12 protein-coding genes are annotated in these 14,885 nt (G+C 61.1%); 2 read left to right on the top strand and 10 right to left on the bottom strand.

What is annotated here, in order from left to right:
• From PSTU_RS0119765 to PSTU_RS0119800, 8 genes are all read right to left on the bottom strand, one after another.
• Positions 1 to 2,304: efflux RND transporter permease subunit (locus tag PSTU_RS0119765; RefSeq protein WP_019342756.1), on the bottom strand; the 2,304-nt coding region annotated here is incomplete at its 3' end.
• A 12-nt stretch (positions 2,305 to 2,316) separates the two neighbouring features.
• Positions 2,317 to 3,408, bottom strand: coding sequence for a YCF48-related protein (locus PSTU_RS0119770; protein WP_029404892.1), 1,092 nt, complete (start codon positions 3,406 to 3,408; stop codon positions 2,317 to 2,319).
• A 285-nt stretch (positions 3,409 to 3,693) separates the two neighbouring features.
• On the bottom strand, positions 3,694 to 6,351 hold the full coding sequence (gene pepN, locus PSTU_RS0119775; protein WP_019342758.1) for an aminopeptidase N: 2,658 nt from the start codon (positions 6,349 to 6,351) through the stop codon (positions 3,694 to 3,696).
• A 119-nt stretch (positions 6,352 to 6,470) separates the two neighbouring features.
• Positions 6,471 to 7,304, bottom strand: a complete 834-nt coding sequence (locus PSTU_RS0119780; RefSeq protein WP_019342759.1) for a DUF2797 domain-containing protein — start codon at positions 7,302 to 7,304, stop codon at positions 6,471 to 6,473.
• Positions 7,304 to 7,579, bottom strand: a complete 276-nt coding sequence (locus PSTU_RS0119785; protein WP_019342760.1) for a YeaC family protein — start codon at positions 7,577 to 7,579, stop codon at positions 7,304 to 7,306. Before PSTU_RS0119785 ends, PSTU_RS0119780 begins: the two co-directional genes overlap by 1 nt.
• A gap of 60 nt (positions 7,580 to 7,639) precedes the next feature.
• Positions 7,640 to 8,506, bottom strand: a complete 867-nt coding sequence (locus tag PSTU_RS0119790; RefSeq protein ID WP_019342761.1) for a rhomboid family intramembrane serine protease — start codon at positions 8,504 to 8,506, stop codon at positions 7,640 to 7,642.
• A complete protein-coding gene (locus PSTU_RS0119795) occupies positions 8,507 to 9,466 on the bottom strand; it encodes a metallophosphoesterase (RefSeq protein ID WP_019342762.1) in 960 nt (319 codons plus the stop codon).
• Positions 9,466 to 10,353 (bottom strand): NAD(+) kinase, encoded by an 888-nt coding sequence (locus PSTU_RS0119800; protein ID WP_019342763.1) that lies wholly within the window; start codon positions 10,351 to 10,353, stop codon positions 9,466 to 9,468. Before PSTU_RS0119800 ends, PSTU_RS0119795 begins: the two co-directional genes overlap by 1 nt.
• 210 nt (positions 10,354 to 10,563) lie before the next feature.
• On the opposite strand from PSTU_RS0119800, the gene PSTU_RS0119805 reads away from it, so the two are divergent.
• Together PSTU_RS0119805 and chrA are read left to right on the top strand one after the other, a co-directional pair.
• Complete coding sequence (locus PSTU_RS0119805; RefSeq protein WP_029404893.1) at positions 10,564 to 11,496, top strand: DUF1853 family protein; 933 nt, start codon at positions 10,564 to 10,566, stop codon at positions 11,494 to 11,496.
• 89 nt (positions 11,497 to 11,585) lie between these two features.
• Positions 11,586 to 12,806, top strand: coding sequence for a chromate efflux transporter (chrA, locus tag PSTU_RS0119810; RefSeq protein ID WP_019342764.1), 1,221 nt, complete (start codon positions 11,586 to 11,588; stop codon positions 12,804 to 12,806).
• An 11-nt stretch (positions 12,807 to 12,817) separates the two neighbouring features.
• On the opposite strand, the gene PSTU_RS0119815 is transcribed toward chrA, so the two are convergent.
• Complete coding sequence (locus PSTU_RS0119815; protein WP_019342765.1) at positions 12,818 to 13,921, bottom strand: cyclic nucleotide-binding domain-containing protein; 1,104 nt, start codon at positions 13,919 to 13,921, stop codon at positions 12,818 to 12,820.
• A gap of 26 nt (positions 13,922 to 13,947) precedes the next feature.
• Complete coding sequence (locus PSTU_RS0119820; RefSeq protein WP_019342766.1) at positions 13,948 to 14,862, bottom strand: pyridoxal-phosphate dependent enzyme; 915 nt, start codon at positions 14,860 to 14,862, stop codon at positions 13,948 to 13,950.
• Positions 14,863 to 14,885 lie beyond the last annotated feature (23 nt).

A 14,885-nucleotide genomic window follows, 5' to 3' on the forward strand; every position in this document is an offset into this window, starting at 1 on the left:
GGGCAGCAGCCAGATCGCGCCGACCATGTTCCAGAGGAACATGAAGGTCAGCATCAGGCCCATGTCAGCCTGGAACTTGATCGCTGAGAACACCCAGGTGAACACACCAATCGCCAGGCAGATGCCGGTGAAGATTACCGCCTTGCCGGTCGATTTCAGGGTTTCGTAATAGGCATCCTGCAGCGTCATACCCTGGCGCAGGTAGGATTCCAGACGGCTGTAGATATAGATGCCGTAGTCCACACCGATACCCACCCCGAGTGCGATCACCGGCAGCGTTGCGACTTTTACGCCAATCCCCATGAAGGCCATCAGCGCGTTGCCGAGAATCGAGGTCAGCACCAGCGGCAGGACGATGCACAGGGTCGCGGCGACAGAGCGGAAGGTCAGCAAGCACATGAAACTCACCGCTGCGTAGACCGCGATCAGCATGGTGGTTTCGGAGGCGGCGATGACTTCGTTGGTAGCGGCTTCAATACCGGCATTGCCCGCAGCCAGGACGAACTCCAGACCTTCGCGGTTGTTTTCCTCAGCGAACTCGCGGGCCGCAGAAACAACATGCTCCAACGTCTCGGCCTTGTGGTCATTGAGGAACACCAGCACCGGCGCCAGCGAGCAATCGCCGTTATACATGCCTTCGGCACGTGCAATGGAGCTGTTCAGCACGAACTGGTTACGCGACAGCGTCTCCCACTTCAGGCTGCCCTCGTTCATGCCCTTGATGCTTTGCCGTGCCACGGTGACCATCGACACCGCCGACTGGACACCCTCGGTGTTCTCCATTTTCCACATCAGCTCGTCCATGGCGGCGAGCGTGTCGTAATGGGCGCAGCCCTCGGGAGCCGTCTTCACCATCACCACCAGCACGTCCGAACTGGTCGAGTAGTTGCTGATGACGAAGTCGTTGTCGAGGTTGTAGCGCGAGTCCGGGTGCAGTTCCGGTGCGCCCTGATCGAGGTCGCCGATCTTCAGGTTCTGGCCGTACCAAAGTCCACCACCGACGGCGAGCAGCGCGATGACAATGGAAATCGGCGCGACGATCGGGTTGGCAAAGCTGGACAGCAGACGCCAGAACGGGTGGTTGCGCGCGGCTTCTTCTCGCGCCTGCTTGACTGCCCGCTGACTGATGCCCATGTAGGAAATCGCCACCGGCAGCAGGATCAGGTTGGTCAGAATGATGACCGCCACACCCAGCGAAGCACCGATCGCGAGTTCGCGGATTACCCCGATATCGATCAACAGCAGGGTCACGAAGCCGACCGCGTCCGACGCCAACGCCACCATGCCGGGAATGAATAATTGGCGGAACGCCATCCGTGCCGCAGCCAACGGGTCGTCGGTTTCGCCGGACGCCATGGCGATACCGTTGATCTTCTGCACGCCATGGGAGATACCGATGGCAAATACCAGGAACGGCACCAGCATCGAATAGGGATCGAGCCCGAAGCCCAGGGTGTGCAGCAGACCAAGCTGCCAGGCCACGGCAATCAGGGTGGTCACCACCACCGCGATGGTGCTCTTGACGCAGCGGGTGAACCACAGCAGCAGTGCCAGCGTGATACCAATGGCGACAAAGAAGAACAGTGCGACGCCGACCAGACCATCAATCAGGTCACCGACCTTTTTGGCGAAACCGATGATGTGAATCTCCACATTCGGATTCTGTGCCTCGTACTTGTCGCGAATCTTCTCTTCCAGCTCGTGGGAGAACTTTTGGTAGTCGAGCTTGATCTGCCGGCTGCGGTCATCCGGATCCGAATAGGACTCCATCAGCGGCACGTCGATGATGCTGGACTTGAAGTCGTTGGCGACCAGACGCCCGACCTGACCGGATTTAAGAATGTTGCTGCGAAGGTCATCGAGACTTTCCGGCGACCCGTCATAGGTCTGCGGAATGACCTCACCGCCGGCGAAGCCCTGCTCTGTCACCTCGGTCCAGCGAACGCTGGGACTCCAAAGCGACTTCATGTTGGAGCGGTCGACACCCTGGATATAGAACACTTCGTCATGGATCTGACGCAGCGTTTCCATGTACTCCTTGGAGAAGATGTCACCATCCTTGGCCGCCACGGAGATCCGTACCGTGTTGCCCAGGTTGGCCAGATCATCGCGATGCTGGAGCATGTTCTGAATGTAGGGATGCCCCAGCGGGATCATCTTTTCGAAGCTGGTCGAAGGACGAACCTGGGCAGCCTGGTAAAACAGGAACACGCTGATCAACAGGCAGATCAGGATCACTGCCGGTCGATTGTTGAATATCAGGCGCTCGAGAAAAGACGCCGGCTTTTGCTGATGCTTGGTCATGTTGGCTCCGGCTTATTGTTGTTGTGTAGGCAGGTTGGCGCCGGTCGGCGAAACGATCCTGACACCGCCCTGTCCGACGAGGATCAGGTTGCCGTCCGGATTGGAGACCACACCCGAGAGGGAGCGGCGGTCAGGCCGGCTGAACAGCTTGAAGCTCTGTCCGTTGTCCTCGCTGCTGAGCACGGTGCCACCGTGCCCGACCACGACGATACGGCCATCGGCCAGCCTGTTGCCATCGGCCAGACCCGACTCGACGGCATCACCGTCGTCCAACAGCTCGATGGCTTGCCAGCTGTCGCCAAAATCGGTTGAGCGGAACAGGTTGCCGCGCAGGCCAAACGCGACCACGACACCCGGTTCGCCACCGCCAACGACGCCGAAGAACGAGCCCTGATAAGGGGACTCGACGCGCTCCCAGGTCTCACCCATGTCGGCGGAACGGAACATGCCGCCCATCTCGCCGACGATGAACAGGCCGGACCCGGGAATCTCGGCAATGGCATTGAGGTGAGAGCCGTCCTCGTTGTCCAGGCGATCGGCAACGTCTTCCCAGTTCTCGCCGCCGTCGGTGGTTTCCAACAACACGCCGTAAGCGCCGGTGGCGAAACCGTGCTGCGCATTCTCGAACCAGACGTCGAGCAGCGGCACTTCGCCCTCGCGGTTCTCGTACTGCTGCGTCCAGGTCTGACCGCCGTCGGTGGTGCCAAGGATCAGCGCGTCGTGACCGACCGCCCAACCGTGCTGTTCGTCAGCGAAATACACCGCCGTCAGCAGCTGCCGGGTAGGCACCTTGGCCTGGGTCCAGCTGGAACCACCGTCGTCGGAATAGAGGATGTGGCCGCGATCACCGGCCGCCACCAGACGCTTGTCGGCATGGGCAATATCGAGAAGCAAGCTGGTGGCGGCTTTCTGCGATTCGATCGCATATCGAACGCCCGGCTCGGCAGGGTTTTGGGCCTGAGCAGGCGCGCCTAGAAACAGGATGGAGAGAACACTGCAGAGCGAGAGCGTTCTTGCCAGCGGCGATTGACTACGGAACATCGGCGTGCGGGTCGTTTTTTCCACGCGGCCAACCGGTGTGCGCCACATGACGGGCTCACTCATACATACCCCCTTTATTCTTATTAGGTAAGGCCTGCGTAGGAAGGCAGGCGAGGCCATGCTATAGGGCTTTCGAAAGCGGCGGCAATTGGCTGGACGTTATGTTTTGTTAAGCATGCCTCAATGATGTTGCGTGATAGGTATGCCTTATGGCACGGCGCTTGGCGCTCTTCTTCTCCGGCATTGGAAGGGGATGTCTGATCGCGACCGGCTAGCACCTCTGTGAACGAAAAATCCCGCGGCAAGCGCGGGATTCTCGACAGTCATTGCCTCAAGTCGCAGCCCTGATCAGGCAAGGCTCTTGCTTACCACCTCGTAGACATCACTCGACAACTCACCGGAGGCCAGGATGCGCTCCAACTCTGTTTTCATCATGCCCTGACGACCGGCATCGTACTTGCGCCAGCGGGTCAGCGGTGCCAGCAGCCGTGAAGCGATCTGCGGATTGAGCTTGTTGAGTACGATGACCTGATCGGCCAGGAAGCGGTATCCCGCGCCATCGGCCCGGTGGAAGTTGACCAAATTCTGGTTGGCGAAGGTGCCGATCAGCGCACGCACCTTGTTCGGGTTCTTCAGCGTGAACGCAGGGTGCTGCATCAGATGCTGGACCCGCTCCAAGCCACCCGGCTGAGTGTTGCCGGCCTGGACGCTGAACCACTGATCCATGACCAGCGGGTTGTCCTTGAAGTGCTCGGCAAAGGCTTCCAGTGCTTTGTCGCGCACGGCTTCGAAGTCTGAATTGACCAATACCGCCAACGCCGTCAGGCGCTCGGTCATGTTGTCGGCCTGCTCGAACTGGTCCACGCAGGCGGCTACCACTTCCGGCTTGCCGCTGAGCATCAGGTACGACAGCGCGATGTTTTGCAAGGCGCGTCGGGCGAAGTGGCTGGCTTCGGCGACATAAGGCGTCTCGCGCGACACCTCGCGGTTGGCCTGATAACGCTTCCAGAGCAGATCGTACAGAGCGGTGGCGATGCCCTGACGAGCGAAGTCGCGTGCCGCGTGAATGGCATCGACGTCAGCCACCTCACTGATTTCGGTGAGGTAGGCCTCACTCGGCAGTGACAGCATTTCGGCAACCATGGCCTGATCGAGGCTTTCATCTTCCAACTGGCTGCGCAGTGCCGCGACCAAACGCTGGTCCAGCTGCAGCGCTTCGCCGCGCTGGTGCTGGCCGATCAGTTCCTGCAGCACCTGTACCGACAGCTGCTGGCCCGCTTCCCAGCGGTTGAAGCCGTCGGAATCGTGCTGCATCAAAAGCATCAGCTGATCGCGGCTGTAGGGGAAGTCCAGCTTCACCGGCGCGGAGAACCCGCGCAGCAGCGACGGCAGTGGTTGCTCTGGCACGTCGACGAAGGTGAAGGTCTGCTCAGGCTGGTCGACTGCCAACACGCGGGTTGTGCCGACTGCAGTGTCCTCGCCTTGTAGCCGCAACGCGATTTCGTTGCCCTGCCCGTCCAGCAGGCCCAGCGAGACCGGGATGACGAACTCCAACTTCTCGCTTTGCCCCGGCGTCGGCGGGCAGCTCTGGCGGAAGGTCAGGCTGTAAGTCCTCGCTGCTGCATCGTACTGCTCGCTAACGGCCAGACGCGGTGTGCCGGCCTGGCTGTACCAGCGTTTGAACTGGGTCAGGTCGGCGCCGTTGGCGTCCTCCATCGCTTTAACGAAATCATCGACGGTCACGGCCTGGCCATCGTGCCGCTCGAAGTAGAGGTCGCTGCCCTTGCGGAAGCCCTCTTCGCCCAACAGCGTCTGGATCATGCGCACCACTTCGGCGCCCTTTTCGTACACGGTCAGGGTGTAGAAGTTGGAGATTTCGATGAAGGATTCGGGGCGCACCGAATGCGCCATGGGGCCGGCATCTTCTGCGAACTGGTGGGTGCGCAGGTAGGACACGTCCTCGACGCGCTTTACGGTCGGCGAGTTCATGTCAGCGGAAAACTGCGAGTCGCGGAATACCGTGAAGCCTTCCTTCAGCGACAGCTGGAACCAGTCGCGGCAGGTCACGCGGTTGCCCGACCAGTTGTGAAAATACTCGTGGGCGACGATCGCCTCGACACGCTGGTGGGCAGCGTCTGTGGCGGTTTCGGCGCGCGCCAGCACGGCGCTGGAATTAAAGATGTTGAGGCCCTTGTTTTCCATGGCGCCCATGTTGAAGTCGTTGACCGCGACGATCATGAAGATATCCAGGTCGTATTCCCGACCGTAGGCCTCCTCGTCCCACTTCATGGACTTTTTCAGACTGTCCATGGCGTGCTGGCATTTGTCGATGTTTTCCGGCTCGACGTAAATGCGCAGCGCCACGTCACGACCCGTCATGGTGGTGAAGCTGTCCTCGACGCACCAGAGATCACCCGCCACCAGGGCGAACAAATACGCCGGCTTCTTGAATGGATCTTCCCAGGTTGCCCAGTGGCGGCCGTCATCTTCTTCGCCGCTGGCGATGGGGTTGCCGTTTGACAGCAGGATCGGATAAGCATGTTTCTCGGCACTGACCGTCGTGGTGAACTTGCTCATCACATCAGGGCGGTCAAGGTAATAGGTGATCTTGCGGAAGCCCTCTGCCTCGCACTGGGTGCAGAACATCTTGCCGGACTTGTAGAGGCCTTCCAGCGCCGTGTTGCTTTCGGGGTGAATCACGACCGTGCTATCCAGCGTGAAGCGCTCTGCATCAGGCTGCAGCGTCAGGCTTTCTTCGCCGATTTCATAATCGCCCAGGCCGAGCTGACGATCATTGATAGAAAGAGAGATCAACTCGAGATCCTGGCCATCCAGCCGCAGGGACGGCAAACCGGCACCGGCCTCCGGGTTGCGACGCATGACCAGCTGCGCATGGACCAAGGTGCGGTCTTCGTACAGTTCGAAGGTCAGGTGCGTTTCATCGATCAGGTAATCCGGAACCTGATAATCCTTAAGATGAATGACTTTCGGTTGTTCGGTGCGCATCGGTTGAGCCTCTTCGAGGCAGCCTCAAGCAACGGGCTCGCGGCTGCGAATTTTCGGTGATGGTCCTGACGCTACTCGCGGAACCACGTATCCGCGAGCGCTTTAGCAAACCGCCTGGCTTACGCCGCAGCGCTGGCTGCAACCTGGTAAGCCGTGAACTTGCGGATATTTATCACGCCGGTATCAAGGATCAGATATTGACCCTTGATGCCGCGTAGGGTGCCTTCGACGACTGGCGTCTTTTCCAGATCCAGGCTGACGATCTTGGTCGGGTAGGCCTCGACCGGGTAACGGATCTCGAGCACCTGCGCATCGGCCACTGGCTGGATCGCCTGCAACCCGTAACGCTGTTGCAGCTCACGCAGCCCTCCGGCGCAGGCATCGAAGATCTGTTCGCGGATCTCGATCAGGTCGATGGGTTCAGCATCGCCTTTGAGCAGCGCGCGCCAGTTGGTGCGATCAGCGACCTGACTACGCAGCAGGTCTTCGACCATACCCGACTGTTGTCGAGTCGCGACACGCATGATCGGCAGCGCCTGACTGGCGCCCTGATCGAGCCAGCGTGTCGGCAACTGCGTCGCGCGGGTGATGCCCACTTTGATGCCCGATGAGTTGGCCAGATACACCACATGATCGGTCATGCAGAAATCCATACCCCACTGCGGATCGCGGCAGGTGCCGAAGTCGTGGTGGCATTTTTCCGGGCTCATGATGCAGATGTCGCATTGCGGCAGCTTCTTGAAGCAGGGGTAGCAATAGCCCTGACTGAAACTCTTGTTGGTCTTGCGGCCACAGTGGCTGCAGTGGATGGCGCCCAGGTACTCCAACCGCAGGGTCTTGCCGATCAGCGGGTTGACCGGCACCAGCGTCTCGTTCAGGCGGAACGAATATTGGGCCTGATCTCCCAGCTGAATCGACATCTTGCTCAGCGCGCCGCGTCCCAGCTCAAGCATCAGTGCCGGGTCCCGGAGGCAGGTGAAAACAGGCTAGAGTCGATAGGTGTCTTGTTCTTGCTCTTGGAGCCGCATTCCTGGCCACCCAAGTAGCCGGTGCGCTCCTCTTCCGGCAGGTTCTTCAGCTCCCAGGCGATCATCGCACCGAGGCAGGTTTCCTTCTGCTCGGGCGTCAGCTTGCGGCCGTCGCTCCACTTGCCCAGCTCGACGGCGGTTTTCAGGTTTTCGTAGATTTCAGGGGTGATGTTTTCGATGGCTTCAATAAAGGACGACATGACCGGCTCCCGGGGAAACGAGGGCGCATTCTAGCGGAAAGAAGCAGAGAGCTGGACGCCTCAAGCCTCAAGCCTTCGGCGCGCGAGCAACCCACCGGCCACGCCGGTAATGCAACCGGCCACCAATCCGCCGACATGTGCGGCATTGGCTATGGCCAGCGCGCCGAAGCTCACCACCTCAATCACGCCGGTCAGGCAGATCACCAGCCAGACCAGCATCAGCACCACGACGCCGGGCGGCAAGCGGTAGGCCTCGTCCGGCGAGAGCTTCTGGAACAGCCAGCAATGCCCGAGCAGCCCGTACAGGACGCCAGATAGTCCGCCGAATATGCCTGGGCCGCCGTAGGTGTACTGCGCCATATTGGACACGATGCCGAACACCAGCGTCAGCCCGAGCAACATCAGTGCACCCTGGCGGTATTCGATGCGCCGACCAAGCTCCCAATACCACATGGAGTTCATAGCCAGGTGGAGGAAGCCAAAGTGTACGAAGATCGGCGTCACCAGGCGCCACCACTCCCCCGCTGCGAGTGTCTGCTCGAGCGTAGCGAAGTAGGCGTACTCACCGTCGATGCGAAAATCGCTGAAGTTTAACCAGCGAACGGTGCCGAAGTTTTCACCCAGCATGGTGATCGCGGCGGCGATCATTGTCAGCGCTAACACCGCGGCAGTCAGCGGGCTACGGCGAAGGCTGGCGACGAAACCGCCAACGCGGCGCGGCGGTTGTTCAGCTACTACAGCGCCATCACCTTGAGGGTAGCGCTGGTAGAGCTCACGGACCTGCTCTGCGGTCTCTGCCGGCACCCGCAACACCTGCTCACCCGACTCTTCAGAGACGCGGCAAGGCACCTGCAGTCGCCGCAGCAAGGCAATGAAACCGCTCAGGTCTTCCGACAATGGCAGGCGCAACGCCTCTACGATGGCCATCTAGCGCTCCACCTCCACCCAGACGAACTTCGCCGGGTCGAGTCGGGTTTCCTCATCGAGCCGGTAGGCGACCAGCTTGCCGTACATCACCGCGCTGTAATCGAGACAAGCCAGATTCGACCGGATGGGTGCTGGCATCCCACTGCGCCAGTAGTGGCCGACGAACAGCAACGGTTCATCCGGGCCATAAAGGAACAAGCGGCTTTTCTGGCTCTGGCTGAGCGGCATTCGCGCCGCATGTTCCGGCAATCCGTCGGGTTGAAAAACCACGTCTCCGTACGTCTGGGGGTCTTCTTCCCAGAATTTGGTGCGAAAGAAACTGCGTTTGAAACCTTCAGCACTGGTCAGCGTAAGCCCTTGAGGCAATGGCATATCGGTGCCTCGGAGTAGACGATCAAGAGCCTTGGCGGCAAAGCCGTCCGCAAACGCGGCGTCACGGAGGAACTCGTGATCGACGCGCGCGTGGTCAAGCCGTTTGCGCAGCTGATTGATCACCCCGCTGTCCCAGCAGGCATGCACCACGCGAAAGCGCTCGCTTTCCAGAAACAGCGGCAGTTCCATGAACCAGTCGCGAAAGGCGCGCCACTCATCTGGGTAGTGCTCGAACTGTTCGAATGTCTGTTCGAGCAGCTTGGCATAGCGCGGCGTGTGCTCACGAACGAAGGCTTTGCCGCTCTCTGGCGGTGCCGGGATATACCAACCCAGCGCGTTGAACTCGTGATTGCCCATGATGCAGTGCGCCTGCTCCGCCTCGACCATCGCATGGACCAGATGCAGCGCCTCGCGAATCCTCGGACCGCGATCGATGATGTCGCCAAGAAAGATCACTTGCCGGCGTGGATGCCGCCATACGTCACCGTGTCGACGATAGCCCAGCTGGTCGAGCAGACGCGCCAAGGTGTGGGCACAACCATGCACGTCCCCAATCAGGTCGTAGCTGCGCTCCGGGTCGACAAACACTATTCCCCTCCACCGAGTCGGCTGCCCCAGCCAAGCTTGGTACGGCAGACCTCGTAATAGTTGTGATCAAGCGGGTGGATCAGGTGAAGCTTCTGCGGCTTTTTGCGCACTGTGACGGTGTCGCCTGGTGCGCAGGTGAAATGGTTCTGGCCATCACAGGAGACCTGCGGATAGATCTGCATGTTCGGTGAGACGACGATCTTCAGCTCGCTGTTGCCGTCCACCACGATGGGCCGGCTGGACAAGGTGTGCGGATACATCGGAACAACCACGATTGCATCCAGACGTGGATGCATGATCGGCCCGCCAGCAGATAGCGCATAGGCAGTAGAGCCTGTGGGGGTAGCGATGATCAGCCCATCGGCTTTCTGACTGCAGACGAACTGGCCGTCGATATACAGCTCGAACTCAATCATCCGCGTCGACTTGCCGGGATGCAGCACCACGTCATTGAGCGCGTCGCCTTCACCGATGGATTCCTCGAAGCGCCGCACCTGAGCCTCGAGCAGGAAGCGATTTTCCAGCGTGTATTGCCCGCTGAGCACCTCGGCGACCTTCTCTTCCAGCTCATCGGGGCGGATATCGGTGAGAAAGCCGAGACTGCCTCGGTTAATTCCCAACACCGGGACCCGATGCTTGGCCAGCGCTCGCGCCGCACCCAGCAAGCTGCCGTCACCACCCACCACGATCACCAGATCGCAGGAATCGCCCAAGCGTTGCCGGGAGGACGTTTGCATGCCGTGACCGGGCAGTACCTCGGCGATGTTTTCTTCGAGGATCACGTGCAGATGACGCGCCACGAGGAATCTCTTCAACCGGCGAATGGTGTCCAGCACCTGGGAACTGCCCAGGCGGCCGATGATGCCGATGTTGCGGAACTGATCCATTGAAGCTCCCTGTAGGCGAGACGGGTAACAGGCAATTGCGAGGCGGGAGAAACACCGACCGGCCGAAGCGTAACAGGCACTTGTTTGGTGTCGCGCAGACGCGTTCGAGTTCAACACCCGGGTCCGCACGGATTCCCGCTGCAGTGCAGCCGACGGATTATGGGCGAAAGCTGGAAGTGGCAGCAAACCAACCTCGGCTATGCTGCTTGCATGAACCTTCCTTGCCTTGGCGATCTGCTCCCTGGCCTAGTGCACCCCGCCGTGCGGGATCTCGCGTGGGTCCTGCTCTCGCCACCCTTACTGCGCGAAGCTCCAGCGCCACAAAGACACCCGCTGACGGCCAGTCGCTGGGCTGAGCATCCTGGCGAACTGGCCGACTGGCTGCGCCTGCTCGACACCCAGCCGAGCGTTCTCGAAGCCTGGCTCGCGCAACGCAGTACCCGGCGACTGGGCCTGTATTACGAGCGTCTCTGGCAATTTGCAATGTGCCAGGCGCCGGATATCGACCTGCTGGTGGCGAACCTGCCGATCCGCCAAGGCAGTCATACGCTGGGCGAGCTGGATTTGCTCCTGCGTGACAGGGAGGGCGTCCATCACCTGGAACTGGCCGTCAAGTTCTACCTCGGGCTCGACGGCGACAGCACGCTGCACGACCGCTGGCTGGGCCCCGGCAGCCACGATCGACTCGACATCAAGCTGCGGCGCCTCTGCGACCATCAACTGAAGCTACCGGCGGAGCCCGCCGCGCAACTGGTGCTCAGCGAACTGACCAGCGCGCGGATAAACAGTGCGTTGTGGCTAGGTGGCTACCTGTTCCAACCGCTAGCAAGCGCCTGTTCTACACCGGCCGGCGCCAATCCGCTGCACCTTGGCGGGCGCTGGTTGCGTCAACACGACTGGACGGGCTTTGCTGAAAACGACCGCAGCGCGACCTGGCAACCCTTGCCCCGCCATGCCTGGTTAGCACCCGCTCGCGTGCCGTGGAGCGCTGTCTGGCAGCGCCCCGATTTCGATCGGTGGGTCATCGACGTCGAGGGTCAACGTCAGGCGAAAATGCTGGTTCGCCTGGCGGAGCATGCAGATGGACACTGGCTCGAACAGGAGCGTCTGTTCCTGGTCCCAAGCACCTGGCCGACCCACTGAGCCGCACCTGACGTGAAAACGTCATCCGCATTCGGCAGACTTGAGCGGCGACAGCACCGCCATTTCCTCCACCGCAAGGGTCAGCATCGATGAGCTCCGACCAGCTCCGTTCAATCGCGCCGGAACAATCGAGTCCGTGGCCGATCTTCCTGCTATTCCTGCGTCTCGGGCTGACGTCGTTCGGCGGCCCGGTGGCGCACCTGGGTTATTTCCGCGAGGAGTTCGTTCAGCGCCGGCGCTGGCTCGACGAGCAAGGCTATGCGGATCTGGTGGCGCTCTGTCAGTTCCTCCCCGGCCCCGCTAGCAGCCAGGTCGGGATCGCCATCGGATTGCTGAGGGGTGGCTATCGCGGTTCGCTGGCAGCCTGGTCGGGATTCACGCTGCCTTCAGCGATTGCCCTGGTATTGTTTGCGCTGGGCATCGGTCGCTGGGGAGATCGTTTGCCGGACGGATTTCTCCATGGGCTGAAGATTGTCGCGGTCGCCGTCGTGGCCCAGGCGGTATGGGGAATGGCACGCAACCTGTGCACCGATGGTCTGCGCGTGACTATCGCGCTACTGGCCGCCTGTGCGGTTCTGCTGTTGGCTAGCGCCTGGGCGCAGCTGGTTGTCATTGCCATCGCAGGCGTGACTGGACTGCTGTTGTTTCGTCCTGCTGCCATGTCCAACCTGACGCCATTTCAGCCTCGCGTGGGGCGCGCAGCCGGCGTCCTGGCGCTGCTGTTGTTCTTTGCCCTACTGCTGCTTCTACCCGCCCTGGCGGCTATCTCCGCCAGCCAGTCAGTGGCAATGGTGGACAGCTTCTATCGAGCCGGTGCCCTGGTCTTCGGTGGTGGCCATGTGGTGCTGCCGTTACTGCAAGCCGAAGTCGTGCCCACCGGCTGGGTTAGCAATGATATTTTTCTGGCCGGTTACGGCGCCGCTCAGGCGGTCCCAGGGCCGCTGTTCACCTTCTCTGCCTTTCTCGGGGCCTCGATTCAAGGCGAAGGCAACAGCCTGATCAACGCGGCACTGTGCTTGATTGCCGTATTCATACCGTCATTTCTACTGGTGTTTGGCGCCATGCCTTTCTGGGATCGGCTGCGCGCCAATCGGCGTATGCAGGCGGCATTGGGTGGAGTGAACGCGGCGGTGGTCGGACTGTTGCTCGCGGCGCTGTACGATCCGGTGTGGACCAGCGCGATTTTCGGCCCTGGCGACATCGTTCTGGCGGCAATTGCCCTGACCGCTCTGATGGTGTGGAAACTGCCACCCTGGCTGGTGGTGCTGGCCGGTGGCGTCGCCGGCTCGCTACTCGCCTTGCTGAGCTAGATCTCGTCGGCTCAGCCGCTGCGCTCGGTACGCCCGCCGGAACGCGCGAGGTAGCCGTTGCCCTGCTCACAAAGCAAGGTCGCATAATCCTCTGCAGACAGCGCGTCGAGGCCGCCACGCAGCGGATAAGCGCTGAAACCCAGCTGCGTCAGCAGGAATACCGCGCTGGCGCTGCGTTTGCCACTGTCGCAGTAGCACAGATACAACCGATCCTGCTGCAGCAATCGCACCTTCAACCGCAACAGATGCAGCGGCATTGTCAATGCCAGCCGGGCATGCCCCTGCTCGTATTCCTCCAGCAGCCGCACATCCAGCCATTGTGCTCCCTGCTCGATCAGCGCGTTCGCCTCCTCCAGACCGAGTTCGTCGACCACCGGCGCCTTCAGCAGCGCGACGAAATTCTCGCGCGCCAGTTTCAGCACGCATGCATCTTCGATCAGCGTAACGGTGGCGTTACGCGGTGCGTCGGTCAGCAGCGCCTCTTCACCAAAACAGGCCCCGATGTCCAGCTCCGCTACTACTTGTCTGGCACTACCAAAGCCCGTCATGACTTCAGCGCGGCCGCTCTTGAGAAAGTAGCAACAGTCGCCGGCCTCACCTTCACGCAGCAGCACATGGCCGGCCGGCAAGTTGACAACTTCGAGCCTGGTAAGCATGTCGCGTACGTTTGCAGGGGGCACCTTGGCGAACAATGGGTTCTCCAACAGCGCTTCAAGCCAGTCGGTCAGCTCGCCAGCCGTCGCCAGTTCCAACAGCAGATCGGCGTTGGCGTGCTGCCAGGTCACAAGGCGCTCGAGCTGCGCACTGTCGATGCACAGCACGCGGGCATCGCTCAACGCGCAAGCTCTGCTCAGCCGTACGCCGGAAACGAACACATGGCAACTCTCGGACGAGCCGGCAACCAAAGGTCGCTCGCCTTCCGGCGTTAACAGCGACAAGGCGCCACTGAGCAGAAAATAGCTCAAACCCGGCGGCGTCTGCTCATGGAACAACACATCGCCGGCTAGCAGGACCCGCGGCACCAGTTGATGGCGAATTTCCTGCAGATACCGAGGCGACAAGGTGTTGAGCGGAACCAGATGGTGGACCAGGTCCGAAGGTAGCGGCTTGTTCATCCATGCATTCCAAATGGGGCAACAGGTCAGCGCAGCAGTTCGTCCAGCTGCGCCTGAGCAGCTCTCCGACCCTGCAGACCACCGGTGTGTACGAAAATGAGCCGCGTACCAGGGGCAAAATAACCGCCCTCTGCATAAAGGCGCAACGCCATCATCGCCTTAGCCGTGTAAACAGGCTCCAGCGGCACCGATGAAACCGCCTCGGTCTCCAGCAGAAACCGAGCCAGCGGCTCATCGAATCGACCGAAGCCACCGCGGCTGGCATCGATCAGCTGATATCCGGAATCAGCTGTGCCAGCGTCTCGCAACAACCGGCTCACGTTGTCTGCTACGCCATGCGAAGGCGGGCCTGCCAGCGCTCCGTGGACTGTTTTTCCGCGCTGTTGCGCCTCGCCAATAACCAACCCCGCCAAGGTCGTACCAGTGCCTGCGGCAAGCCACCAGCCCTCGTAGTCCTGCCAGCCGATGGCGGCCAGCCGAGTGTGCACAAGCTCGACCAGCGGGGTGCAACCCAGCGCACCGGCAAGCCCGCCGCCCCCTTCCGGCACGCAGTAGTAGCCGGGATAACGCTCGCGCCAGGTATCGAAGAAATCCGGCCGGTGCCGCTCCCGATAACCCCCATAACCGAGCCAGTGCAGCTGCATGCCGAAGCGCTGCAAATCTTCAACAGTCGCTGTTTGCTGCGGATTGCCACGCAGCAGCCCAACGCTGCCCAGGCCGTAGCGTCTGGCCGCGGCGGCTAGCGCATGCAGATGATTGGAATGAGGGCCGCCAAGGCTGATCAGCCCTGACGCGCCGCTGTCTTGCGCCGCAGCGAGGTGGTGGATGAGCTTGAACCACTTGTTGCCGGACAGTTCAGCATCGACCAGATCCAGGCGCAGCACGGCCACTTGGACATCGGCTGCGCGCAGCCAGGGCAGATCGAGCCGTTGCAGCAACACCGAGGCCAGGCTGGGAATAGAGA

Origin of the sequence: Stutzerimonas stutzeri SDM-LAC (genome assembly GCF_000235745.1) — a bacterium.
GTDB classification, from domain to species: Bacteria; Pseudomonadota; Gammaproteobacteria; order Pseudomonadales; family Pseudomonadaceae; genus Stutzerimonas; species Stutzerimonas stutzeri_H.

Excerpts from the sequence above, each read along its gene's own strand:
- PSTU_RS0119770 (WP_029404892.1), bottom strand. The coding sequence starts at position 3,408 with ATGAGTGAGCCCGTCATGTGGCGCACACCGGTTGGCCGCGTGGAAAAA.
- pepN (WP_019342758.1), bottom strand. The coding sequence starts at position 6,351 with ATGCGCACCGAACAACCGAAAGTCATTCATCTTAAGGATTATCAGGTT.
- PSTU_RS0119780 (WP_019342759.1), bottom strand. The coding sequence starts at position 7,304 with ATGCTTGAGCTGGGACGCGGCGCGCTGAGCAAGATGTCGATTCAGCTG.
- PSTU_RS0119790 (WP_019342761.1), bottom strand. The coding sequence starts at position 8,506 with ATGGCCATCGTAGAGGCGTTGCGCCTGCCATTGTCGGAAGACCTGAGC.
- PSTU_RS0119800 (WP_019342763.1), bottom strand. The coding sequence starts at position 10,353 with ATGGATCAGTTCCGCAACATCGGCATCATCGGCCGCCTGGGCAGTTCC.
- PSTU_RS0119805 (WP_029404893.1), top strand. The coding sequence starts at position 10,564 with ATGAACCTTCCTTGCCTTGGCGATCTGCTCCCTGGCCTAGTGCACCCC.
- PSTU_RS0119785 (WP_019342760.1), bottom strand. The coding sequence starts at position 7,579 with ATGTCGTCCTTTATTGAAGCCATCGAAAACATCACCCCTGAAATCTAC.
- PSTU_RS0119815 (WP_019342765.1), bottom strand. The coding sequence starts at position 13,921 with ATGAACAAGCCGCTACCTTCGGACCTGGTCCACCATCTGGTTCCGCTC.
- chrA (WP_019342764.1), top strand. The coding sequence starts at position 11,586 with ATGAGCTCCGACCAGCTCCGTTCAATCGCGCCGGAACAATCGAGTCCG.